Here is a 23347-nt window from a genome sequence, read left to right as displayed (position 1 = left end):
GTGAATCCTTGGCTCTTCTTCTCTCTATTTGCCTCCGGCGCGGGGTCGGATATGAAAAAATCCCCTTGAATTCATCGAAGCCGCAATGATTCAAGAGGATTAATCGGAAAGCGTGCGCGAGATGGGACTTGAACCCACACGTCGAAGACACAGGAACCTAAATCCTGCGCGTCTACCAATTCCGCCACTCGCGCGGTCCCCGAACATTCTTGCGAATGTTCTCGGGGAAGCAAAAACCCTAGGCGATGAACCTAGGGTCTTCGTTGGAGCCACTTGACAGAATCGAACTGTCGACCTGCTCATTACGAGTGAGCCGCTCTACCGACTGAGCTAAAGTGGCAATCCGTGAGGCATTGCAACAGCAATGCGCACACAAGTAGATTACCATACTGCATGATTTTCGATTATGCAAATCATGGGGTTTCATGGCGTGGCGCGATGGGCGGCGGCATGGCGATGCGGTGCCATGGTGATGCGGTGCCATGGGCGTGGCGGACCCCGTCGCCGTGCACGGACTTCGCCGCTTCGCCGTTCGGGGCCGGCGGATGACGGCGAAATCGGCGGTCGTGTGACGGGACGTGTGACAATAAGAACATGCAACAGACTGACGGGCGATTCTCGGACTTTTACGCATTGATTCCGGCCGGCGGCGTCGGCTCGCGGCTATGGCCGCTGAGCCGCAGCGCACGGCCGAAGTTCCTCTACGACTTCCTCGGTTCGGGACGCACGATGATTCAGGCCACGTTCGACCGTCTCGCCGCTGTCGCCGGCGACGGCCATGTGACGGTGATGACCGGCGTGGCGCACGCGGCCGCGGTCCGCGCGCAGCTGCCCGAACTGGATGGGCGCAATCTGTTCGCCGAACCCGTGGGCCGCGACTCCACGGCCGCCATCGCCCTGGCCACCGCCATCCTGGCGAAGCGGCACGGACGCGACGTGGTGGTCGGATCGTTCGCCGCCGACCACGTGATCCGCGACGACGTCGCGTTCCGCGAATGCGTGGCGCAGGCCGTCGCGGCGGCGCGCGCCGGATATGTGACCACCATCGGCATCGCCGCCACGCGGCCCTCCACCGCCTTCGGATACATCCGCCAGGGGGAGCCGCTGGGCGATGCCGCGCCGGACGCGCCGGACGCCCGCATGGTGCGCGCGTTCGTGGAGAAGCCGGATGCCGAAACCGCGCAGGGCTACCTGATGACCGGCGAATACCGGTGGAACGCCGGCATGTTCGTCATGCGCGCCGGCGTGCTGCTCGACACGCTGGCCAGGCTCAAGCCGTGCATCCACGAGACGGTGATGGCGCTTGCCGACGTATGGGACGGCGACGGCGACCGCCGCGCCGAGATGATGGAGCGGCTGTGGCCGGCCGTGGAGAAGATCGCCTTCGACTACGCCGTGGCCGAGCCGCTGGCCGCCGAGGGCGGCGTGGCGATGGTCCCTGGCGGCTTCGGATGGGACGACATCGGCGATTTCAACTCCGTGGCCGCGCTGATTCCCAGCGCGGACGCCCGCAACAACAAGATCATCGGCGACCGCGGACGGGTGGTGTGCCTCGACTCCGCCGGCAACGTGGTCGCGCCGGCCGGCGGCGAGGGGCGGACGATCGCGCTGCTCGGCGCCGACGACCTGGTCGTGGTCGACACGCCGGATGCGCTGCTCGTCGCGCCGAGGGCGCGCAGCCAGGAGGTCAAGCGCATGGTCGCCGCGCTCGCCGAGCAGGGGCTCGACGCCATTTTGTGAGTCGTCGCTGCTGCCGCGGGCGGACGTGGCCGTCGGATCGGACGTGATTTTCGGCGAACGGAACATGAACGGCGTGTTGCGGAACCGTAGCGTCGATAAATCGTATTTATTGCACGTTCTAACGCACAAATAACAACATTTCTGTGAGTTTTTATCTGTCCCTCAATCACAGTATGTTGGAACAGGAACAGGATGATTTTCGTGATCATTCCACAGTGATGAAAGGACCTCACATGGCCATCAATCCTCCCATCGACGCGACCTCGACTCCGGCCTGGGCCGCGCTGCAGAAGCATTACGATGAACTTCAGGCCGAGGGCATCGACCTCAAGAAGTGGTTCGCCGACGATCCCGACCGCGTCAAGAAGCTGAGCTTCGAGGCCGGCGACCTGCACTTCGACCTTTCCAAGAACCTCATCACCGACGAGACGCTGCGCCTGCTGGTCAACCTCGCCAAGGAAGTCAAGCTCGACGAGCGCATCAAGCAGCAGTACACCGGCGTGCACATCAACAACACCGAGGACCGCGCCGTGCTGCACACCGCGCTGCGCCGCCCGGTCGAGGACGAGGGCAAGTACATCGTCGACGGCCAGGACGTCGTCAAGGACGTGCGCGACACCCTCAAGAAGATCTACGCCTTCGCCGAGGACGTGCGCTCCGGCAAGTGGACCGGCATCACCGGCCGCAAGATCGACACCGTGGTCAACATCGGCATCGGCGGTTCCGACCTCGGTCCCGTCATGGCGTACGAGGCCCTCAAGCCCTACGCCGACGCCGGCATCTCCGCCCGCTACATCTCCAACATCGACCCCAACGACCTGGCCGAGAAGACCAAGGGCCTCGACCCGGAGACCACGTTGTTCATCATCGTCTCCAAGACCTTCACCACGCTGGAGACCCTCACCAACGCCCGTGAGGCCCGCACCTGGCTGCTCGAGGAGCTCACCGCCTCCGGCGCCATCTCCGACGGCGACGAGGCCCAGAAGGCCGAAGCCATCAAGAAGCACTTCGTGGCCGTCTCCACCAACCTCGAGAAGGTCGAGGAGTTCGGCATCGACCCGGAGAACGCGTTCGGCTTCTGGAACTGGGTCGGCGGCCGCTACTCCGTCGACTCCGCCGTCGGCACCTCCCTCGCCGTGGTCTACGGCCCGGCGCAGTTCGAGGAGTTCCTGCACGGCTTCCACGAGATCGACGAATACTTCGCCAACACCCCGTTCGAGAAGAACGTCGTGGCGCTCATGGGCCTCGTCAACGTGTGGTACCGCAACTTCTTCAAGGCCGCCTCGCACGCCGTGCTGCCGTACGACCAGTACCTGCACCGCTTCCCGGCCTACCTGCAGCAGCTCACCATGGAATCCAACGGCAAGTCCGTGCGCTGGGATGGCACCCCGGTGACCACCGACACCGGTGAGATCTTCTGGGGCGAGCCCGGCACCAACGGCCAGCACGCCTTCTACCAGCTCATCCACCAGGGCACCCAGCTCATCCCGGCCGACTTCATCGCCTTCGCCAACACTCCGAACCCGGTGAAGGACGGCGACCAGGACGTGCACGAGCTGTTCCTCGGCAACTACCTCGCCCAGACCAAGGCTCTTGCGTTCGGCAAGACCGCCGACGAGGTGCGCGCCGAAGGCACCCCGGAGGAGATCGTCCCCGCCCGCGTGTTCAAGGGCAACCGCCCGACCACGTCCATCCTCGGCGTGGCCCTGACCCCGTTCTCGCTCGGCGAGCTCATCGCCCTGTACGAGCACATCACCCTCGTCGAGGGCACCGTGTGGGGCGTGGACTCCTACGATCAGTGGGGCGTCGAGCTCGGCAAGCAGCTTGCCAAGCAGATCACCCCGGCCATCTCCAAGGACGACGACGCGCTCGCCGCCCAGGACGCCTCCACCCAGGCGCTCATCAAGTTCTACCGTGAACACAGGGAGTTCTGATTTTCCACTAGGAAAATCAGAACGCAGCATTCCGCGACGGCGCTCGATGAATCGCGCCTGCTCGGGACAGTCCACTGGACTGTCCCGCACAAGGGAGTTCTGATTTTCCGCTAGGAAAAACAGAACCGTTATTCCGCGACGGCGCCCGATGAATCGCTGCCGCGGAATCCGGTCCCTCATGATTGAGAGGGGCCGTCGGCAAAACCGACTGAGGGGAGTTGACCGCTACAAGGCGGTCGACTCCCTTTTTCTATCACTATCCGGTGCCTTCCATCCTGTGTCTGGCCGTCCGATATGGATTACGTCGTAAAAATCCAAAAATACGGCGCAATCCATCGATATTCGCCCATAGACGATGGATTGCGTTGCAAAATCGCGTATATACGACGCAGTCCATCGCAAATCGTCGATGACGAAAACAACAGCCTTGAAATTTCAACGTTTCTCAAGTGCGTGGATGCATAATGCGATGGACTGCTCTGCAAAATCGTATTTTTGCGGCGTAGTCCATGAATATTACGGTATTGATGATGGACGATGTGGCAAAATCCCCCGAAATGCACCGCAATCCATGAGGGCGGCGAAATCCATGAGTATGGCGAAATCCATGAGGGCGGCGAAATCCATGAGTATGGCGAAATCCATAAGGGCCGCGGAATCCATGAGTATGGCGAAATCCATAAGGGCCGCGGAATCCGTGAAAGCGGCGGAATTCATGAGCGTGGATTCGTCGAAAGCCGCCATACGTCTCATGGGGGTGTTCCGAAAGCAGCCCCTCCAACGGTAAGATGGTGCCCGATGAGCACGACGGCGTGGAACGGCGGCGTCGTTGAAGAGACGGAAGAGGATGAGCGATATGACGGCAGGAAACGGCGTCGGTCACGGCAACGGCAGTCTTGACGACGACTCCGATGACGTCGGCTTCTCGTCTGACGCCTCGTCCGGCAAAGGCGCTCGAGGCCTTTTCGATGCGGACAACGGATGGGTGCCGCCGAACAGTGGCGATGGCTATCGCAGCATCGACGAGGAACTCTCCGACAATCCCTATGCGGACGAGAACCGGCTGAAACACGACCGGGAGAACGGATACCGGTCGCAATACCGGTATGGCGAGGGCGCGACCAAAGGCAACGACGGCCGTGGCGACTCTCGAGGATCCGCGAAGGAGAACGGCGAGAAAAGGGCCGAAAACAACGGTGCCGGCCGCACCCGCAGTGGAAGACATGAGAACCGTAACGAACCCAATCAACCCATTCCGCCGTGGGAACGTTCGAAGCGTCGTCGCGAGAGCCGGCGGAATGGCGGATCGACCGGCGGCAGCGGTACGGGTGGCGCCGGCAAATCCGGAGGCAAAGGCGGAAAGGCGGCAGCCCGTGCCGCCGCCATCGCGCAGCGGCGCGCGCAGGCCCGACGTCGTCGTCTGCTTGCGCTGCTGCTCGTGGTCATTCTTATCGTATCGGGCATCGGAGGCTTCGCATGGCGCAGTCATGTGTTCCATGCGAAAACCAGCGGCTCGTCGTTGAACTGTTCGAGCCATACCGGCGGCCTTGACGCCGACGACTACTGCTATGGCGGATTCACGCCGCTGGAGCCGAGCGGCCCGCAGCTCACCGAATCCCAGGCCGGGCCATACTTCTCCAAGGCGGTCGCCGGTACGGCCGACGCCGACGATGCCGTGCGTCTTGCAGCGGCAGCCGGTGATACGACGGCGGTGAACACGGCCGCCGAAAAGGCGTACGCCGCCGCCGATCATGCGGCCGAAACGCTGGCCGCGCGCACCTGGCCGAAGAACGTTGCCAAGGCCATGAGCATGGTCATCGTGGAATACCAGGGCAGGGCGGCGATATACGCGAACCTCAGAACGAACCGCAACGTCGACGCCATCGACAATCTGGCATTGGACGTGTTCAAGCCGTCGGGCGCCCAGAACCTGGTGCGTTCGATGCTGAAGCTCGAGGCCGAACCGGAGCCGGCGATGCCGTTCGAGGTCACGGCGGTCAAGGACGCCGGAAGCTGCGAGGCGTATGTCGCCACGGCGTCGGGAGATTTCACAAAGACGAAGCGCCGGTGTGTGGACATCACGGTGAAAAGCCGCATGCCTGCGAAGGTGTCGACCGTCGGATTGCAGGTGAATCTGCTGGACGCCGACGGTACGGTCCGTCTGACGGATATTTCGGCGCTGTCGTCGGCATCGGACTCGGACCCCGACGCATCGTCGGACATCGAACCCGGCGGCACGGCCACGGTGAGCGTGCGGCTCGATCCGAAGAACGTGCGGAAGGGTGGTCGCATCGCCGTCAGCCAATGGAGCGTGCACGACGTCAACGGCAAGGTGCACATGGACGACTTCACTGCACAGCAGATGTCGTCGTTCACCACGGTCAATGATTTTCGGTTCTCCTGACGGACGGAGGCATGGCATGAAGCATGGTGCGCAGGCGGTAACAGCAGCAGGGGCGCGGATATGACGGGGCAAACGGAACGGGAAAACTCCGCGGATGTCGCGAAATCCGCGAGGCGATCCGCACGGCGATCCACGCCGCAACGAGGTAATCGTGGCAGCCGCGGTGACCGTGATGGTCGTGGCGGCCGACGACCGCTGCGTATCATGGCCGGCATCATGGTCGTCGTGCTGTTCTTCGGCGTCATCTGGTTCGGCGTGTACTCGTCGGGATACACCACGCTGCTGCTGCGTCGGGACGAGCCGGTCGACGGCTACCTGCCCGTCGGCGAATACGCGCTGGTCGACGAATCCACCGGGCAGCCGGTCACCACGGTGCGGCGATGGCATTATCCCAGCCAGTACACCACACTCACCAGCGCCGGCGACGGGAAGCTGACCACCTGCCGCATCGACAAGAAGGACTGCAAGCTGTCGCTGGTCACGTCGCGCGGCATCCGCGCCGGCAGCAGTTGGAACGATTTCGTCAACAGATACGACGGCATGACGGCAATGGAGATTCTCGTGACCGATACCGACGGCGATGACGACTACAAGTCGTATATGTCGGACGACGACCTCGCAGCCGAACAGGAGTCACGCGAGCACCGGTATATGACCGTCGGCGATTTCGACAACGACTACGTGCGCACCGGCAGGGTCGATTTGGCCACGCAGCGCGTCACCGTCACCTTCCGCGCGGGATACCAGTCCGGCAAGGTGCTGTACACGGCTCGGGACCAGTCGGACGGCTACTCCAAGAGCGTCGACAGGCACCGGTGGTGGATCCCCTGGAATCATCGAAGCGGCCAACTCGACGGGCCGGCGCTGCAATACTGGACCATGGAATTCGAATTCGGCAACAACGTCGAGCGTCCCTATATCGACGACGGCGATGTGATCTCGATATCGGTGAGGATGTCGTAAGGGATGATGCACGTGATGATGACGGCGACTATGACGACGATGGCCGTGACGGCGGTTGCGGCGGCGATTGTGGCGATGACGGCGATGCCGGCAAAGACGGCGAGGAAAGGCTGGATTCATGGGTAAGGGCATCAGGAACGGCAACGGCGGCCGGACAAATGACCGGCGGGCACGGGGAAAGACGGGCGCCGCGTCGAGAACGTCGACGCGACGCCATCCCATACGCAACGCCATCGCGGCGGCGCTGGCGATCGCGCTCGCCGTCGGCGCGGGATACGCCGTCGGCGGCTTCACGCTCGGCAACGGGGAATCGTCAGGCGAACGCTGTCTGAACGACGCCCGCCTCGACATCGAAGGCCAGCCGCAGACGGCGTCATACACGGATGATTTCACGGCGAAGGGCACGAAGCTGACCAAGACCGAGGCCGGACCATACTATGAGCAGGCCGTGAACCAGTCATGGCAGCAGATCGACGATGCCATGCTCGCCGCGACCGGCGGCGACCTGCCGGCGATGCGATCCGCCGGCGCAAGCGCGGCGGACGCCATCGACGGCACCATAGAGACCCTGCTTTCGCATACATGGCCGGCCGAAGTGGACAACGCCGTCGAGCAGATCGCCCGCGATTATGCGGACCTACGTGGCCATATGCGATACATGGCGTCGGCGGTGGACGAGGAAGCCGGAGGGGACTCGACGATGATGCTGGAGTTCTACTCGTTCTCCAAGGCCGACGTGTATCTTCGCAGCAAGCTCGGCCTTGATGCGCCGAGGGCGCATACCATGCCGTTGGAGATCCGGTCGGTCGAGGACATCGGCGTGTACGATTCCTCCGCCGACGGCGCCGATGACGCCGACGGGGCGGCGCTCGCCGGTAAGCGCGTCGTCCGCGTGACGGTGCGCAGCCGTGTGCCGGATGTGGCGACGGAGATCTCGCTGAAGTTCGCGCTGCGCTCGTCCGCCGGCAAGACGGTGGACTCGGTGTGGGGGATGAGCGAACGGATGGCGCTGGCCAAGGGGCAGTCGGCCGTAATCGACGTGCCGATGGAGGCCACGCTGGCGAAAAGCGGCATGAGCCTGCAATTGCGAGGGATCACGGTGCGTTCCGGCCACGACGTCGACCACAACATGGACATTGCGGACGATTACGCGAAAACCGTGGCCCCACTGGCGGATTTCCGTCTGAAATGAATGATTCCAGCGGGTGGCGGACGGGCCGTCTACGGGCGGCGGACGGGTGCCGGGCCCATGGCGGATATGCGCCGGATTCGTGATGGACATGTCCGTGAACATCGATTTTGCGATGGTCGGCGAGTCGTCGTATAGTGATGGCAGTCCGAAACGATTCTTAGTTCGGGCTTTCGATGACGAGACAATGCTCGGGATGAGGTAGTGCTCATCGTGGGAGCATTCGCATCGCGTCAGAACACCCTGTGATTGCGCCTGCTGGGTCCAGTGATTCATGCAGTCGTTCATACGGTCAGACGAAAGGCATTACACGTGGCAGATAGCCAGAATCTTGCAGATATGAAGCTGCCTGAGCTCAAGGAGCTCGCCAAGCAGATGGGATTGCGCGGTACTTCCGCCATGCGCAAGGGGGAGTTGCTCAGCACCATCGAAGCCGCCCGCAACGGCGGCGAGGCGCCCGCCGGCGTGACCGTGCGCGTGCCGAAGAAGACCAAGACCGCCGCCAGGAAGAACGGTGCGGCGAAGAAGACGGCCGACGCCGTCGAGACCGCGGCCGACGCCGCGAACGAGGCTCCTGCGGCCGTTGCCGCCGAGCCGGTGGAATCCGTGGCTCCCGCCGCTTCCGTTGAGAACGCTCATGACGCCGACGGCGACCATGCCGTTGCCGCCGATGCCGGCCGCACCGATGATGGCCGTGCGACGTCCATCGATCTTCCCCTTGACCTCAAGGCGCCGCATGTGGACGACGCCAAGCTGCCGAAGCTGAACATCGAGCTTCCGGAGGCGAAGGAGACCCGTCGCTCCCGTCGCAACGCCGTGCGCAAGTCGCTCGACGTGCTCGGCGACGATCGCGGCGAGCGCGGTACTGACCGTGGCGAGCGCGCCGACAAGGGCGAATCCGTCGGCAAGCTCGATCTCGATCTCGACCTGCCGCGCATTCGTCGCCGCCGCGAGCCGGTGGAGGCCGAGCCCGCCCACGCCCAGGGCCGTGTGCGCGATCTCGGCGACATCCTCGCCGCTCTTCCCGACCGTTCCGACCGCGGCGACCGTCCCGACCGTGCGGACCGCGACCGCAAGAACGGCAAGCGCAACAACCGTGACGACCGTCATGCTGAGCGCGCGGGCCGCGATTCGCGTGACAACCGCTACGAGCAGGACGGCGACGATCGCGACTTCCGTCGCAACCGCAACGATCGCAACGACCGTCGCAACAACCGTGACGACCGCCGTGCGCGCAACCGTCGCGACGACGCCATGCGAGACGAGCGCAACAACGGCCGTGCCGCGCACGACGACTACCAGCAGCCGTCCGAGGACCTGGTGCCGGTGGCCGGCATCATCGACGTGCTGGAGTCCTACGCGTTCGTGCGTACGTCCGGCTACCTTCCGGGACCGAACGACGTGTACGTCTCCATGGGCCAGGTGAAGAAGTACGGCCTGCGCAAGGGCGACGCCGTGCAGGGCACCACCCGTCCGCCGCGCGAGGGCGGCCGCAACCAGCGTCAGAAGTTCGTGCCGCTGCAGTCCATCGAGACCATCAACGGCATGAGCGTCGAGGAGGCCCAGCAGCGTCCGCACTTCAACAAGCTCACGCCGCTGTACCCGCAGGAGCGTCTGCGCATGGAGACGCAGCCGACCAAGCTCACCGGTCGTCTCATCGACATCGTGGCGCCGATCGGCAAGGGCCAGCGTGGTCTGATCGTCTCCCCGCCGAAGGCCGGCAAGACCATCACGCTGCAGCAGATCGCCAACTCCATCACCTCCAACAACCCCGAGGTGCATCTCATGGTCGTGCTCGTGGACGAACGTCCCGAGGAGGTCACCGATATGGAGCGCACGGTGCAGGGCGAGGTCATCTCCTCCACCTTCGACCGTCCGGCCACCGACCACACCATCGTCGCCGAACTGGCCATCGAACGCGCGAAGCGACTGGTCGAGCTCGGCCAGGACGTGGTCGTGCTGCTCGACTCCATGACCCGTCTCGCCCGCGCCTACAACATCGCGCAGCCGGCCTCCGGCCGCATCCTGTCCGGTGGTGTTGACGCCCAGGCGCTCTACCCGCCGAAGAAGTTCTTCGGCGCGGCCCGCAACATCGAGAACGGCGGCTCGCTGACCATCATCTCCTCCGCGCTGGTCGAGACCGGCTCCAAGATGGACGAGGTGATCTTCGAGGAGTTCAAGGGCACCGGCAACATGGAGCTGCGTCTTTCCCGCGAGCTCTCCGAGAAGCGACTGTTCCCGGCCATCGACATCAACGCCTCCGGCACCCGCCGCGAGGAGCTCATCACGCCGCCGAACGAGCTGGCCGTCATCTACCGTCTGCGTCGTCTCTTCGGTGGCATGGAGCCGGAGCAGGCCTACCAGACCCTGGTGCCGCGTCTGAAGAAGACCGCCACGAACCGCGAGTTCCTGGCCGCCATCACCTCCACGATTCCGCAGAATCAGGGCAAGTGACGGTAGCGGCATAGCGTAACGGTGAGCGTACTGCCGAAGTGACAGTGCATGTGACGGTATAGGTGCGTATGGGGCGCTGCCGGATTCCCGACTGGCGGATACGTCGGTATGGGAGTCCGGCAGCGCCTTGTTCTTTGGCTCGCGGGTTCCCTGCGTGAGCCGGGGCACCCGCGTCGGTTATAACGCATGCGTCCGCGAAACCCGCCGCGTAGATTGGCTGTGCGGCGGGTTTCACGCATGCGTACGTTATAACCGACGCTGAGATGCCGCCAGTGGCGGTTATAACGGATGGATGCGTTATAACCACCACTGAGTGATACTCAGAGGCGGGTTTTGCGCACGGATGCGTTATAACCGCCACTGGGGGAGTAGACTTGATATCATCAAGAAACCGATTTCATAAACGAGGTCTGGAGCATATCATGGGCGATATCACCACTGTTGCCGACGAATCCACTGTTGCCGACGAATCCGCAGTTGCTGACGAATCCGCAGTTGACGCGGCATCGGCCGATTCCTGCGCATCCGCAGTAGCCACCGCATCCGACCGCCGCGTTCTGCAGGCGCATGTGGGCAGCATCCAGCAGGCGGCATACGTACGGCCGCTGCAATATCAGGAAGGGCGTGCCGGCAGCATGCACGCCATCGAGGTCAAGAACGGGCCGATGCGATTCGTCTCCATGGCCGACAAGGCGCTCGACGTCTCCCAATTGGAATACCGCGGCGAGAACCTCACGTTCCTCTCCAAGCCGGGTCTCAACGGACGCAACCAGTTTGACACCAACGGCGCCGAGGCCCAGCGCAGCATCATGGGCGGCCTGTTCTTCACCTGCGGCTTCGAGAACATCGGCGCGCCATACACCGACGCCGACGGCAGGGAATACCCGATGCACGGCCGCATCCGCACCACGCCGGCCGAGCATGTGAGCTCCGACGCATACTGGAATGCCGAGGGGGAGTACGTGATGACCATCTCCGGCGAGGTGCGCGAGGCCGAACTGTTCGGTGAGAACCTGGTGATGCGCCGCAGCATCAGCACCGTGTACGGCCGGCCGAAGATCGTCGTGGACGACGTCGTGACCAACGAAGGATTCCGTGACGAACCGCTGATGTGGATGTACCACTGCAACTTCGGATGGCCGTTGCTTGCCGAAGGCGCTCAGGTCGTCATTCCCAGCCGTCATGCCGAACCGCGCAACGAGGACGCCGCCAACGATTCCACGCCGTGGAGCGAGATTGGCGCGCCGGTGCCGAACAAGCCGGAAAGCGTGTACATCCACACGCTCGCCGCAGGGGAGGACGGGCGCAGCTTCGCGGCCGTGATGAACCGTGCGCTGGGTCTGGGCGTCTCCGTGGAATTCGATGCGGCCGACTTCCCGTACTTCATGCAGTGGAAGTCCGTGGCCTCCGGCGACTACGTGGTCGGGCTCGAACCGGCGAACTCCAGCGTGCACGGGCGTGGCTACCACGAGCGTCGTGGCGACCTGCACACCATCGCGCCCGGCGCCAGCGAACACAAGCGTGTGACATTCCGCATCCACGAGGGCGCCGACGCGCTCGATGCGCTTGAGCGTCGTCGCGCCGAGCTGCTGGCGTAGCACTCCGCCCACAAACGGATGGGAGCAACGGACGGGAACCGTGTGGCTGCGTTGCTTCCCATCCGTTGAGGTTTACGCAACGAACAGGAATCTTGTGGTCGTTTCGGTTCCCGCCTGTTGCAGCTTCCTCAACCGACAGGAACCGCACCGCCGCCGTGGTTCCCATTCGTTGGGGTTTATGCGACCGACAGGAACCGTGGCATCGCTTCGGTTCCTGTTCGTCGGATTCCATGCAGCCAACGGGAACCAAAAACCGGTCCTGGTTCCCATCCGTCGCCCAAGGTTCGGGATATTCTAGGAACCATGAGCGATACCGATAGCAGTGACTGGCTTCGGCCAGCAGACAACCAGACCAATCCCGATTCCGATGGCGTCGTCGAGGACGCCAAGCCGATCAGTGCCGCGGCGATCGCACAGGCGTCGTCCGTAAGCGATGAGATCGAGGCCGAGAAATCGTCGACCATTGACGAGGAGGCCGCCGCGAAGAACCCCGAGGTCGCCGAGGCCGTGAAGCGCATCGAGGCGCTTCGTCAGACCATCGACAACATCGACGGCGCCGTGATTCACCTGCTCGCCGAACGATTCAAGGCCACGGCCGCCGTAGGCGTGCTCAAGGCCGGTGCCGGCTTCGCCCCCGCCGATTACAAGCGCGAGGATTATCAGATCGCCCGATTGCAGCGCATCGCCATCGATGCCGGACTCGATACGAACATCGCCGAGATGTATCGCGAATTCGTCGTCACCGAATCGAAGAAGCGGCACAAGCGCATCGCCGACGCCGGAGGAGACCCGGGGGTGCTGGACGTGTTCGCATGATGATTTGATCGGTCATCCGTGTATTTGCCGAAAGTCGAACGGAAAAGATTGCGGATGATGCTGTGAGATATGCGATGAGGGTGGCACCGGCTGTGGCTGGTACCACCCTCATTAGGTTTTGGGGAGTTTGGGACCTCCCCTCAGTCAGGCCTGCGCCTGACAGCTCTCCTCCTTGCAAGGAGGAGAGTCAAAAGAGAGACAATTGCCTACTTCTTGCGGGGCTTCTTGGCCGCTGAGCCGTCAAGCGGGGAGTCCGGTGGACTCCCCGTAGGCGATGCGAGCGCGATGTATCGAGCGCGAGGTGGAAACACTGTCTGCCGGTAGGCAGTCCGACAGAGACATGAGCCGTTAAGCGGGGAGTCCGGTGGACTCCCCGTAGGCGAGGGGAGCAGCCGCCAAGGCTGCGACGGCCCCCGGCCCTACCTGCTCAGTGCCCGGTCTGCAAATTCCTACTTCTTGCGGGGCTTCTTGGCCGGGGGCTCGCCGAGTTCGCTGGTTTCGATGGCGACGGTGGCGTCATCGGCCTCGTCGGAGGCGGCGGCCTCCTCGGCATGCTTCTCGACCAGGTCGAACTTGCCGACCACGCGACCGGCCTGCGCGATGTCGTCGATGGCCGAGCGGATCGCGTCCACGCCGTCCTTCGCGGCGGAAAGCGCCACGGAGAGAATCGGGGTCTTCATGGAGACCTTGGCTTCGGACTTGATCTTGCGCAGCTGCTCGACGGCGCGGCCCGCCCAGGCGAGCGTCTCGGGGGAGGCTCCGGAGGCGGCAATCACGTACGGTTCCGGAGCCGGCCATGCGGCGCGGTGCACGGAGCCTTCGCCGGCATGCATCCAGTGCCACACCTCTTCGGTGGCGTACGGCTGGTACGGGGCGAGCAGGCGGGCGAACGCATCGAGGCCGAGGCCCAGCGCGGTGCGGGCCGACAGCACGGCCTTCTCGCTCGGGGTCTTGCCATGCTCGTCGGGCGTGCCGTAGGCGCGGTTCTTCACCAGCTCGATGTAGTCGTCGCAGAACTGCCAGAAGTAGCTTTCGATGATCTCGAGCGCCTTGGAGTGCTCGTAGGCCTCCATGGCGTCGGTGGCGGTGCGCACCACGTAGGCCATCTTGGCCATGGCGGCGCGGTCGAGCGGCTCGGTCACGTCGGTCGGATTCCACACGGCTTCGGCGGCTTCCGCCACGTGATGGTTCTCGTCCTCGCGGCCGATGGCCAGCGCGAACTTGGTGGCGTTGAGCAGCTTGATGGCCAGACGGCGGCCGATCTTCATCTGGCCCTCGTCGTAGGTGGCGTCGAGGCCGAGACGTGCGGCGGCGGCCCAGTAGCGCACCGCGTCGGCGCCGAACTTCTTCAGCGGCTCGTTCGGCACGACCACGTTGCCCTTGGACTTCGACATCTTCTTGTGGTCCGGGTCGAGGATCCAGCCGGACAGCGTGGCGTGGGCCCACGGCAGGCACTTGTTCTCCAGGTGCGCGCGGTCCACGGTCGAGAACAGCCAGGTGCGGATGATGTCCTGGCCCTGCGGACGCAGGTCCATCGGGAACGTGGCGGTATGCAGCGCCTTGTTCTCCTCGCCGGGCTCCTCCCAGCGGGTCACGATCTGCGGGGTGAGCGAGGAGGTCGCCCACGTGTCCATGATGTCCTTTTCGGCGGTGAAGCCGCCGGGCACGTCACGCTGATCCTCGGTGTAGCCGGCCGGCACGTCGGTGGTCGGGTCGATGGGCAGGATGTCCTCGCTCGGCGTGATCGGGTGATCGTAGTCGGCGGAACCGTCCTCCTTCACCGGGTACCACAGCGGGAACGGCACGCCGAAGAAGCGCTGGCGGGAGATCAGCCAGTCGCCGTTGAGGCCGTGCACCCAGTTGTCGTAGCGCACGCGCATGAAGTCGGGATGGAAGTTCAGCTCCTTGCCGCGCTCGATGAGCTCGGCGTTCAGCTTGGCGTCGGTGCCGCCGTTCTTGAGGTACCACTGGCGGGAGGTGACGATCTCGAGTGGCTTGTCGCCCTTCTCGTAGAAGTTCGTCATACGCTTGGTCGGCTTCGGCTCGCCGTCCATGTCGCCGGATTCGCGCAGGTGGTCCACGATGATCTTGCGAGCCGTGAACGTGGTCTTGCCTTCGGTCTCCGCGAAGATCGTGCGGCCGCCTTCGTTCTCGATCCAGTCCGGCACGTTCATGATGATGCGGCCGTTGCGCTGGATGATGGAACGGGTCGGCAGGTTCAGGTCACGCCACCATTCGACGTCGGTCACATCGCCGAAGGTGCAGCACATGGCGATGCCTGCGCCCTTGTCCATTTCGGCGGCCTTGTGCGCCAGGATCGGCACCTTGACCTTGAACAGCGGGGAGTACACGTACTGGCCGAAGTACTTCTTGTAGCGCTCGTCGTCGGGGTGGGCGATCAGGGCGCCGCAGGCGGCCAGCAGCTCGGGACGGGTGGTCTCGATGTAGATCGGGGTGCCGTCCTCGAAGCGGAAGGCGATCTTGTGGTAGAAGCCGTCGTATTCGCGGCTTTCGAGCTCGGCCTGGGCCACGGCGGTCTGGAAGGTCACGTCCCACAGGCCGGGGGCGTCCTTCTGGTAGGCCTCGCCGCGGGCGAGGTTGCGCAGGAACGCCTTCTGGGCCACGCGGCGCGGATGCTCGCCGATGGTGTGGTAGGTCTGCGACCAGTCGATGGACAGGCCGAGTTCGCGCCACAGCGCCTCGAACTGCTTCTCGTCCTGGGCGGTGAGCTTCTCGCACAGCTCGATGAAGTTCTGACGGGAGCAGGGCACCTGGTCCTTCGCCTGGATCTTCTTGCCCTCGGTGCCTTCGAACGGCGGCTTGAAGTCGGGATCGTACTTCAGGGACGTATCGACGCGCACGCCGTAGTAGTTCTGCACGCGGCGCTCGGTCGGCAGGCCGTTGTCGTCCCAGCCCATCGGGTAGAACACGTCGTAGCCGCGCATGCGCTTGTAGCGGGCGATGACGTCGGTGTGGGTGTAGGAGAACACATGGCCCACGTGCAGATGGCCGGAGACGGTGGGCGGCGGGGTGTCGATGGAGTACACGGCCTTGCGGTCGCGGGTGTTGCCGAACTTGTAGGTCTGGTCGTCGTTCCAGGCCTTGGTCCACTTCTCTTCGAGACCGTCGACGCCCACGCGGTCGGGCAGAGCGGTCAGATGGGCGCTGATGGCGCCTTCAGCATTGTCAGTCATACACGCCAGTGTATGGACGTTCTATGACATTCATGTTGACTTTCTGCCGTATTTGCATGGGATTGCCGCGCCTGCGGACTCCCTTCGCGTCATCCCCTCGCCACGCCCGCCAACGGCAGGTATTCATCGACCATGTTCGTCGGCATGCCGGTCATGCCGTTGCGCACGGCCGTCCACGGCCGGCGCACGTAGAGCCAGTCGACGGGCGCATCCGACGAGACCTGCCTGGCCAGCGCCTTGAGCCGCTGCTCGTAGTCCTGCTCGTTCGTCGCGGCCTCGGCGCTGTTGTACAGCTCCTCGGCCTTGGAGCTCGTGTAGTTGAGGAACAGGTCGGGGTCGACCAGTTCGCCGACGTCGTGGCTGTCGTCCATGGAATAGATGGTCATGTCGAAGTCTCGCTTCTCCACGACCTGCTTCTGCCATGCGTCGTCGTCGAGCATCGTGATGTCGACGGGGATGTTGACCTGTTCGAGCTGGTTCTTGATGGTCGTGCCCAGCTGTTCGCCGAATCGTTTCGGATAGACGAGCTTCATCGGCCGGTCGCCGATCTGCGGTCCGTTCGGCATCTCGCGGTAGACGGACGGCGCACGGAAGATGAAGTAGTTCAGCAAAGGCGTCGCCTTGGCCGTGTCGTACGGGTATAGGCCGGTCAGATCCTCGTAGCCAGGGTCGAGCGACGAGATGGGCCCTCCGAGTTCGGCGGCCGCGCCGTTCTCCTTCACGATCTCCGCGTTGTTCAGCGAATAGCGCACGCCCTGACGCATATGCGCGTCGGAGAACAGCGAATTGTCGCTGGAGTTGAAGCCGAGCAGCACCTTGTCGTAGCTGTCGCCCTGCGTGAGCGTGACGTCGTCGTGCGAGCGCAGCGTGGCCAGCTCGTCGGCCGGCACGTCGGGGACCGCGTCGACGTCGCCCTTCGCCATGGCGGCGACGGCGGCCTTCGCGTCCGCGAAGTACTTCAGCGTGACGGTGCCGGTCTTCGCCTTCTCGCCTCGGTACGAACCGTTGTACTGCAGGACGAGCGAGGCTCCCTTGTCCCAGCTTTTCACCGTGAACGGTCCGGATCCCACGGCCGTGGTGTCGTAGCTGTATTTCGCGTCGGCATCGTAGACGATGCCCGCGCGTCCCGACAGCAGCCATGCCAGCTCCGGCAGCGGCTTCGACAGGGTGATGACGACGGTGGAATCGCCGTCGGTCTTCACGGAGACGAGGTGCTTCAGCCTGTCGGCGCCGACGTATTTCTTTTGGATGGTCTGCTGCAGCGACCAGACCACGTCGTTCGCGTCGAGCGCGTCGCCGTTGGAGAACCTCACGCCGCCGGCGATGCGGAACGTATAGACGAGTCCGTCATCCGACGTCTTCCAGGATTCGGCGATGCCGGCGGCGGGCCTGTTGTTCTCGTCGCGCGTGAGCAGCGTCTCGTACACGTTGCCCAACAGCGCCTGGGCGACGGCGTCGTCCGACTGCGTGCGGATGTCCAACGACTGCGGCGACTGCGTCAGTCCGATGGTGACGGACGTGTTCGGCCCCTTGCCCGGCAGTGCGATCGAACCCAGGGGATTGCGATGTCCGACGAACAGCGAGTAGGCGGCCCATCCGGCGCCACCCAGCACCAGCAGCGCCACGAGGAACACCACGATGGATTTCATGCCGCCGCTTTTCGCGCGCTCGACGCTGCGGGAGGTGCCGCCGTCGTATGCCTGGCGGCGTTCCTGCCGCGTCCGTCCATGTCGTGAATGTTCCCTACGCATGGTTACGAGCATACGCAGGGGTTCATATCTGATGTGCCGTGTGCTCATGCGCCATATCCGGCACGCCTGTGTCGGAGCCGACACGCCTGCGGCGGCCTATGCCACGGCGAACGAGGGGCAGGTCCCGGCCAGCGGGCAGTCCGCGCAGTCGGGTTTGCGGGCGTGGCAGGTGGCACGGCCGAACAGGATCAGGCGATGGCTCAGGTCCGTCCACTCCTCGGGAGGGAAGCATGCGCAGATCTCCTTCTCCACCTTCACCGGGTCGGAACGGCGGATGCGCCAGTCGCTGCGCCAGCGCAGACGGCCGGTCACGCGCATCACATGCGTGTCGACGGGGAAGCCGGGGATGCCGAACGCGTTGCCCAGCACCACGTTCGCGGTCTTGCGCCCCACTCCGGGCAATGTGACCAGTTCCTCCATCGTCCGCGGCACCACGGAACCGAACCGCTCGCTGAGCGCCTGGCCGAGCCCGATGAGATGGCCTGCCTTGGCATGGTAGAAGCCAAGCGTGCGGATGATCGATTCGATGTCCTCGATGTTGGCGTTGGCGTAGTCCTCGGGCGTGGGATACCGGCGGAACAGTTCGCCGGTGACGGAGTTCACCCGTTTGTCGGTGGTCTGCGCGCTGAGCACGGTGGCCACGAGCAGTTCCAGCGGATTCGAAAAATGCAGGGCGCACCGCGGCGCGGGAATCTCGTCGCAGAGTATGCGGTATTCCTCATGCATGCGCGCCAGTCGCGCGGCCTTCGTTTCCCTTGCCATACGAACCGGTTTATCGGAACGTCATGACCGTGTTGGCCTTCCCATGGCGTAGGACGATGAGACGATGAACGTCCGCCGACGGATGCGGATGCGGACGCGTGCGCCGGCGCCGACGTGGCTATGCGGCCTTGGAATGCGCCGCGGCCTTGGCGTTCTCGTCCTGTTCGTCGTCCTCCGGCGGGTCGAAACGGTAGCCGACGTTGCGCACGGTGCCGATGAGATGCTCGTATTCGCCGCCGAGCTTGGCGCGCAGACGACGGATGTGCACATCCACGGTGCGGGTGCCGCCATAGTAATCGTAGCCCCACACCTCCTGCAGCAGCTGGGCTCGGGTGAACACGCGGCCCGGATGCTGCACCAGATATTTGAGCAGCTCGAACTCCTTGTACGCCAGGTCGATGGGATGGCCATGCAGCGAGGCCGTATAGCCGTTGGTGTCCACGACCAGATCGCCGGAACGGATCTGCCCTTCCTGCGTCTGCTCGCTGGCGGGCTTGGCCGCACTCGCCGAGGAGAACGAATTGCCGCGTTCGGAGACCAGACGCAGTCGCGCCTCCACTTCGGCCGGAGACGCGCTCGCCACCACCACGTCGGAGATGCCCCACTGCGAGGTGACCACGGTGAATCCGCCCTCGGTGAGGATCAGCACGATGGGCGTGGAGAGTCCGGAAGCATGAATCAGACGGCACAGCGTCTTCGCGGTTGCGAGATCATCGCGGGCGTCAAGGAAAAGAATGGTGTTCTCCGGCATCTTGACCAACGAGGCCGCATCCATGGGCAGCACCCGCACGCGGTGGGAAAGCAGGGCCAGCGATGGCAGCACGGACGCAGGGTCGTCAGCGCTGGTCATCAAGGTAAGATCGGTCACGGCTTAACTCCCCAATACTGTAAACTTGCGATTTCGAATCGACGACAGGCAACATTGTAAGGAGCTTGTGTTAATCAATTCGATTGCATGCCATTACATTTGTTTAACAATGATTGTAAACCCGTTGTTTACCGGTACCTCGGCGGCACGATGGCATGTGCCAGCATGTGGACGGTCCTCGACGGGCACCCGTGGTGAGAGTATGGAGAGCGGACTGTCGACGGCTTATCGGACCGTCGATGCGCAGGAACGATGCGCGGGAATCGCAGGAAAGGCGGAACAATGGGCAAGCCAAGGAGCTGGGAGAAGCCGCAGAAGCAGAAGACGCAGCGGGACGACGAGGCGGTGCGCGGCGCATCCGGCCAGCTCGGCATGACCAGGCACGGCGAATTCACCGTCGTGATCGCGCAGCTGGCCGCCTACGCATTGATGTTCGGCATCGTATACAGCCTCGGCATGGAGACGCCCGGCGGCATCGTCGGCTCGGGCATGCTCGCGGCCAGCGCCTGCATGGTCATGATCGTGGGCTGGCCGTTCGCCGGCGACAGCAGGCAGTCGGTGTTCGGCCGCATCTTCTCCGCCGTCGTGTTCCTCGTGGCCGCGATCTTCGCGCTGCAGGGCGAGTTCTACACCGACGCCACGTTCCGTCGTTGGGCGCTGTTCCTCGTGGTGGCGTTCGCCGCCATCGTCGTGGTCTCGTTCCTTCGCCAGATGCTGCGCAAGGTCCGCAGCCATCTCATCGCCTCGATGTCGGCGGGACTCACCGCGGCGGTCACGGCGTTGGGATCGACCTGCTGGGTGTTCCTTCCGGCATTGATGAACGACATGTCGTCGAAGCAGGCCGACTCCGCCACCGGTTGGGCCGTCTTCATCGTGCTCGCGGCGGCCGCGGTGCTGCTGCTCGTGGCATCCACCTCATGGTGGAAGGAACTCGAACATCCCGCGCCCTTCGCATGGATGGGCATGGGCATGCTGCCGGTCATGCTCTTCGGATACCTCGTCTTCGTGGCCGCCTGCGTCACGCACTGGATGCTGTAGCCGTCACCACGGCAGCAGGCCGAGATGCTCGAGCAGCACCTTCAGGCCGATGAGAATCAGCACCACACCGCCCGCGATCTGCGCGGGCATCTGCCAGCGTGAACCGAAGACGTTGCCGATGCTCAGGCCTGCCGCCGAGAACAGGCCGGTCGTCACGCCGATGATGATGACGGCGAGGACGATGTTGATGGGCAGGAACGCGAAGCTCACTCCCACGGCGAATGCGTCGATGCTCGTGGCCACGGCCAGCGGCAGCATATGACGCCAGTCGAACGCCGCCGTCTCACGGGCGTTCTCCTCATCCTCCTCGAACGCCTCATGAATCATGTTGCCGCCGATGAACGCCAGCAGCACGAAGATGATCCAATGGTCCACGGCCGTCACATATTTGCTGAACGTGGACGCGGCGAAATAGCCGAGCAGCGGGAACAGCGCCTGGAACCCGCCGAACCACAGACCCACCGTCGCGCGCTGGCCGGTGGTCACATGCTTCACCGTCAGCCCCTTGCCGATGGCGACGGCGAACGCGTCCATGGAAACGGAAACTGCAATAAGAAGAATCTCAACAATCACGTGTGGATGTTCCTTTGGTTCATTCCGCCGGTTTCAAGCCGCGGAATGGGCCTCGACTCCGCCTGTGGCGGGCCTACGCCTCGGTGGCGATGCAACAACAAACTGCCATGAAAGGGGCTTTGAATTCAGACGAATGCCGTTCATCGGTCGCTCGCAATGGACAACCAGTGATGATAGCAGATTGTGAGGTCAGCGGCCATGTCGTTGACGTTCGGATGAAAAAAGCCCGCCGGAACGTATTCGGCGGGCTTTTTTCAGAACGTTTCAGAACGTCTGGAAGCGGGAATCACTTCTCGGAGGCGGCAAGACGCTCGCGAGCGGCCTTGATCTCGGCCTCGGCCTTGTCGACGCCGGTCCAGTAGTCGCCCGGCAGGACTTCCTTGCCCGGCTCCAGGGCCTTGTACTGCTCGAAGAAGTGCTTGATCTCGGCCTTGTGGAACTCGGAGACGTCGTCGATGTCCTTGATGTTGTCGTAGCGGACGTCGGCCGGCACGCACAGCACCTTGTCGTCGCCACCGGCCTCGTCGACCATGTGGTACAGACCGACGGCGCGGCACTCGACCACGCAGCCCGGGAACACCGAGTTCGGGATCATGACCAGGGCGTCGAGCGGGTCGCCGTCCTCGCCGAGGGTGCCGTCGATGTAGCCGTAGTCATCGGGGTAGCCCATCGCGGTGAACAGCTCGCGGTCCAGGAACACGCGGCCGGTCTCGTGGTCCACTTCGTACTTGTTCTTCGATCCGCGCGGAATCTCGACGACGACGTTGAACGTCTCTGCCATGTCTTTCTCCTTTATATGAGTTGACATTGTGTGTTACCGAATCTAAGGATACTCAATCCCGCGCCGACTCGCTGGCGTTTGGCTGTCGTTTAACTGGGAAATGGGCTGCGGAATCAGAATTTCATCAGGCCAAGCACCATATGGCCTTGAAGCCTGCCGTTCTCATTTCATCGAAGATATCATTGATTTCCCACCGGACGGCACGCTCGATGAGGTGCAACCTTGCTCTCGAGCCTAGACCGGAGCATCTCCTTGGACTTTTATGCGCTATACGTCTTCTCGAGGGTAATTGCGGTCGTCCGTATCTCGCGAATCAATCGATGCGTGCGCATATCGGCGTTCGTGATTTAGGTATTCGCTCACGAATATACAGATACATGCGTATGTCGGCATTTTTGAGCGGGTTTGACATCGGCGAAGGAGTCGATGTCTCTGTATCTTGCGATTTGTGAGACGGACAGCTGCGCATAAATCGTCGGATATAGGGGTATTTGATGATGTACGACGGGCATTGTTGCACGTAAATCAACAGATGTGAATACGTCCGACGATTCGTGAATTCGATGTTTGCTTATGGGCCGGAGGATATGCATATATTCGACGGTTCATGTGCAATGTTCTTTTGAATGAATTGCCTGATTCGGGTATTGGGTGATTTTGCGGTTATGTGTCTCGTGAATCGTTAATAGCATACGTTCTTGTTATTCGTGCGTGTCCGTATTGGGCATGAATTGCCGAAAGCGATTTATGCACCACAATACTGGAAGGGTACTGGACATGAATTATCGGATATGATGGGCTGGGCCATTCGTGGAACGACGAATGGCCCAGCCCGTCATTATGATGACTAAAACATCGGGCTTCGTAATTTGCAGCGTTTGGATGTCTTCGAAGTGGGAAACATCTGTTTGACGCTATAAATCACAGATTTCCGGTATTTAGACCCGTGTGTTGTCGTGTACGTTTCGTGATGCGGCAATCAAGGCCGGGAAGTATGCTGTTTTCGAAATGTGTTAATTAATGTCGAGCGTAGGCGTCAATGTGTAGTCAATGGATGTATATATTTCGAAAATATGGGATAGCATATATTGTGAATTTAGGGAATTAAATGATTCTTCTCGAAATAATTTGACGAAATTCGCTAATTCGATATATTATTTTCGCGATGCTCGTTGGTGAGCGTTCACATCGGCAGTTAGGAACACCGTCCGAAATTGCCGCTGTGCTGAGCAGTCTCGGCGACGAGACGATATGAGGAAATCGGTGTCCCATCCTCGAGGAG

Annotated in this window: 15 protein-coding genes and 2 tRNA genes; 9 read left to right on the top strand and 8 right to left on the bottom strand. The window is 62.9% G+C overall.

Going from position 1 to position 23347, the window contains the following annotated elements:
- Positions 1–113: 113 nt before the first annotated feature.
- Both CS006_RS02395 and CS006_RS02390 read right to left on the bottom strand, forming a co-directional pair.
- Positions 114–194: transfer RNA gene (locus CS006_RS02395), tRNA-Leu, on the bottom strand.
- Between the two features lie 70 nt (positions 195–264).
- A tRNA-Thr gene (locus CS006_RS02390) sits at positions 265–340 on the bottom strand.
- A gap of 254 nt (positions 341–594) precedes the next feature.
- Between CS006_RS02390 and CS006_RS02385 the strand changes: the two genes are divergently transcribed.
- From CS006_RS02385 to CS006_RS02340, 8 genes are all read left to right on the top strand, one after another.
- Positions 595–1740, top strand: coding sequence for a mannose-1-phosphate guanylyltransferase (locus tag CS006_RS02385; RefSeq protein WP_100510162.1), 1146 nt, complete (start codon positions 595–597; stop codon positions 1738–1740).
- 233 nt (positions 1741–1973) lie between these two features.
- Entirely contained in the window at positions 1974–3674 is a 1701-nt protein-coding gene (pgi, locus tag CS006_RS02380) for a glucose-6-phosphate isomerase (RefSeq protein ID WP_100510161.1), read from the top strand.
- A gap of 856 nt (positions 3675–4530) precedes the next feature.
- Complete coding sequence (locus CS006_RS02370; RefSeq protein ID WP_100510159.1) at positions 4531–6078, top strand: hypothetical protein; 1548 nt, start codon at positions 4531–4533, stop codon at positions 6076–6078.
- A gap of 204 nt (positions 6079–6282) precedes the next feature.
- Entirely contained in the window at positions 6283–7041 is a 759-nt protein-coding gene (locus CS006_RS02365) for a hypothetical protein (protein ID WP_100510158.1), read from the top strand.
- Between the two features lie 118 nt (positions 7042–7159).
- Entirely contained in the window at positions 7160–8233 is a 1074-nt protein-coding gene (locus CS006_RS02355) for a hypothetical protein (RefSeq protein ID WP_165777186.1), read from the top strand.
- 309 nt (positions 8234–8542) lie between these two features.
- Positions 8543–10684 (top strand): transcription termination factor Rho, encoded by a 2142-nt coding sequence (rho, locus tag CS006_RS02350; RefSeq protein ID WP_100510156.1) that lies wholly within the window; start codon positions 8543–8545, stop codon positions 10682–10684.
- A 422-nt stretch (positions 10685–11106) separates the two neighbouring features.
- Positions 11107–12282 (top strand): aldose 1-epimerase family protein, encoded by a 1176-nt coding sequence (locus CS006_RS02345; protein WP_100510155.1) that lies wholly within the window; start codon positions 11107–11109, stop codon positions 12280–12282.
- Positions 12283–12744: 462 nt separating this feature from the next.
- On the top strand, positions 12745–13098 hold the full coding sequence (locus tag CS006_RS02340) for a chorismate mutase (protein WP_243386694.1): 354 nt from the start codon (positions 12745–12747) through the stop codon (positions 13096–13098).
- 449 nt (positions 13099–13547) lie between these two features.
- On the opposite strand, the gene valS is transcribed toward CS006_RS02340, so the two are convergent.
- The 4 genes from valS to CS006_RS02320 form a co-directional block, all read right to left on the bottom strand.
- Positions 13548–16292, bottom strand: a complete 2745-nt coding sequence (valS, locus tag CS006_RS02335) for a valine--tRNA ligase (RefSeq protein ID WP_100510153.1) — start codon at positions 16290–16292, stop codon at positions 13548–13550.
- Positions 16293–16381: 89 nt separating this feature from the next.
- Positions 16382–18055, bottom strand: coding sequence for an ABC transporter substrate-binding protein (locus CS006_RS02330; RefSeq protein ID WP_165777185.1), 1674 nt, complete (start codon positions 18053–18055; stop codon positions 16382–16384).
- Positions 18056–18139: 84 nt separating this feature from the next.
- Positions 18140–18805, bottom strand: a complete 666-nt coding sequence (gene nth / locus CS006_RS02325; protein ID WP_100510151.1) for an endonuclease III — start codon at positions 18803–18805, stop codon at positions 18140–18142.
- 118 nt (positions 18806–18923) lie between these two features.
- The gene (locus CS006_RS02320) at positions 18924–19673 is read right to left on the bottom strand and encodes a winged helix-turn-helix transcriptional regulator (protein WP_100510150.1); all 750 of its coding nucleotides are present in this window, start codon (positions 19671–19673) and stop codon (positions 18924–18926) included.
- Positions 19674–19955: 282 nt separating this feature from the next.
- Between CS006_RS02320 and CS006_RS02315 the strand changes: the two genes are divergently transcribed.
- A complete protein-coding gene (locus tag CS006_RS02315; RefSeq protein ID WP_100510149.1) occupies positions 19956–20711 on the top strand; it encodes a hypothetical protein in 756 nt (251 codons plus the stop codon).
- A 3-nt stretch (positions 20712–20714) separates the two neighbouring features.
- Here CS006_RS02315 and CS006_RS02310 read toward each other — a convergent pair whose 3' ends face one another.
- Together CS006_RS02310 and CS006_RS02305 are read right to left on the bottom strand one after the other, a co-directional pair.
- The gene (locus tag CS006_RS02310; RefSeq protein ID WP_165777184.1) at positions 20715–21284 is read right to left on the bottom strand and encodes a manganese efflux pump MntP; all 570 of its coding nucleotides are present in this window, start codon (positions 21282–21284) and stop codon (positions 20715–20717) included.
- A 286-nt stretch (positions 21285–21570) separates the two neighbouring features.
- Positions 21571–22065 carry an inorganic diphosphatase gene (locus CS006_RS02305; RefSeq protein ID WP_100510147.1) on the bottom strand — a complete coding sequence of 165 codons (495 nt, stop codon included), beginning with the start codon at positions 22063–22065 and terminating at the stop codon, positions 21571–21573.
- Positions 22066–23347 lie beyond the last annotated feature (1282 nt).

The organism is Bifidobacterium primatium, assembly GCF_002802875.1.
In the GTDB taxonomy this organism is placed as follows: domain Bacteria; phylum Actinomycetota; class Actinomycetes; order Actinomycetales; family Bifidobacteriaceae; genus Galliscardovia; species Galliscardovia primatium.
This window is presented reverse-complemented; position numbering and strand designations above follow the sequence as displayed.

Coding starts and splice junctions, on each gene's coding strand:
- pgi (WP_100510161.1), top strand. CDS start 1,974: ATGGCCATCAATCCTCCCATCGACGCGACCTCGACTCCGGCCTGGGCC.
- CS006_RS02355 (WP_165777186.1), top strand. CDS start 7,160: ATGGGTAAGGGCATCAGGAACGGCAACGGCGGCCGGACAAATGACCGG.
- CS006_RS02315 (WP_100510149.1), top strand. CDS start 19,956: ATGGGCAAGCCAAGGAGCTGGGAGAAGCCGCAGAAGCAGAAGACGCAG.
- CS006_RS02305 (WP_100510147.1), bottom strand. CDS start 22,065: ATGGCAGAGACGTTCAACGTCGTCGTCGAGATTCCGCGCGGATCGAAG.
- valS (WP_100510153.1), bottom strand. CDS start 16,292: ATGACTGACAATGCTGAAGGCGCCATCAGCGCCCATCTGACCGCTCTG.
- CS006_RS02385 (WP_100510162.1), top strand. CDS start 595: ATGCAACAGACTGACGGGCGATTCTCGGACTTTTACGCATTGATTCCG.
- CS006_RS02330 (WP_165777185.1), bottom strand. CDS start 18,055: ATGCTCGTAACCATGCGTAGGGAACATTCACGACATGGACGGACGCGG.
- nth (WP_100510151.1), bottom strand. CDS start 18,805: ATGGCAAGGGAAACGAAGGCCGCGCGACTGGCGCGCATGCATGAGGAA.
- CS006_RS02345 (WP_100510155.1), top strand. CDS start 11,107: ATGGGCGATATCACCACTGTTGCCGACGAATCCACTGTTGCCGACGAA.
- CS006_RS02370 (WP_100510159.1), top strand. CDS start 4,531: ATGACGGCAGGAAACGGCGTCGGTCACGGCAACGGCAGTCTTGACGAC.
- CS006_RS02365 (WP_100510158.1), top strand. CDS start 6,283: ATGGCCGGCATCATGGTCGTCGTGCTGTTCTTCGGCGTCATCTGGTTC.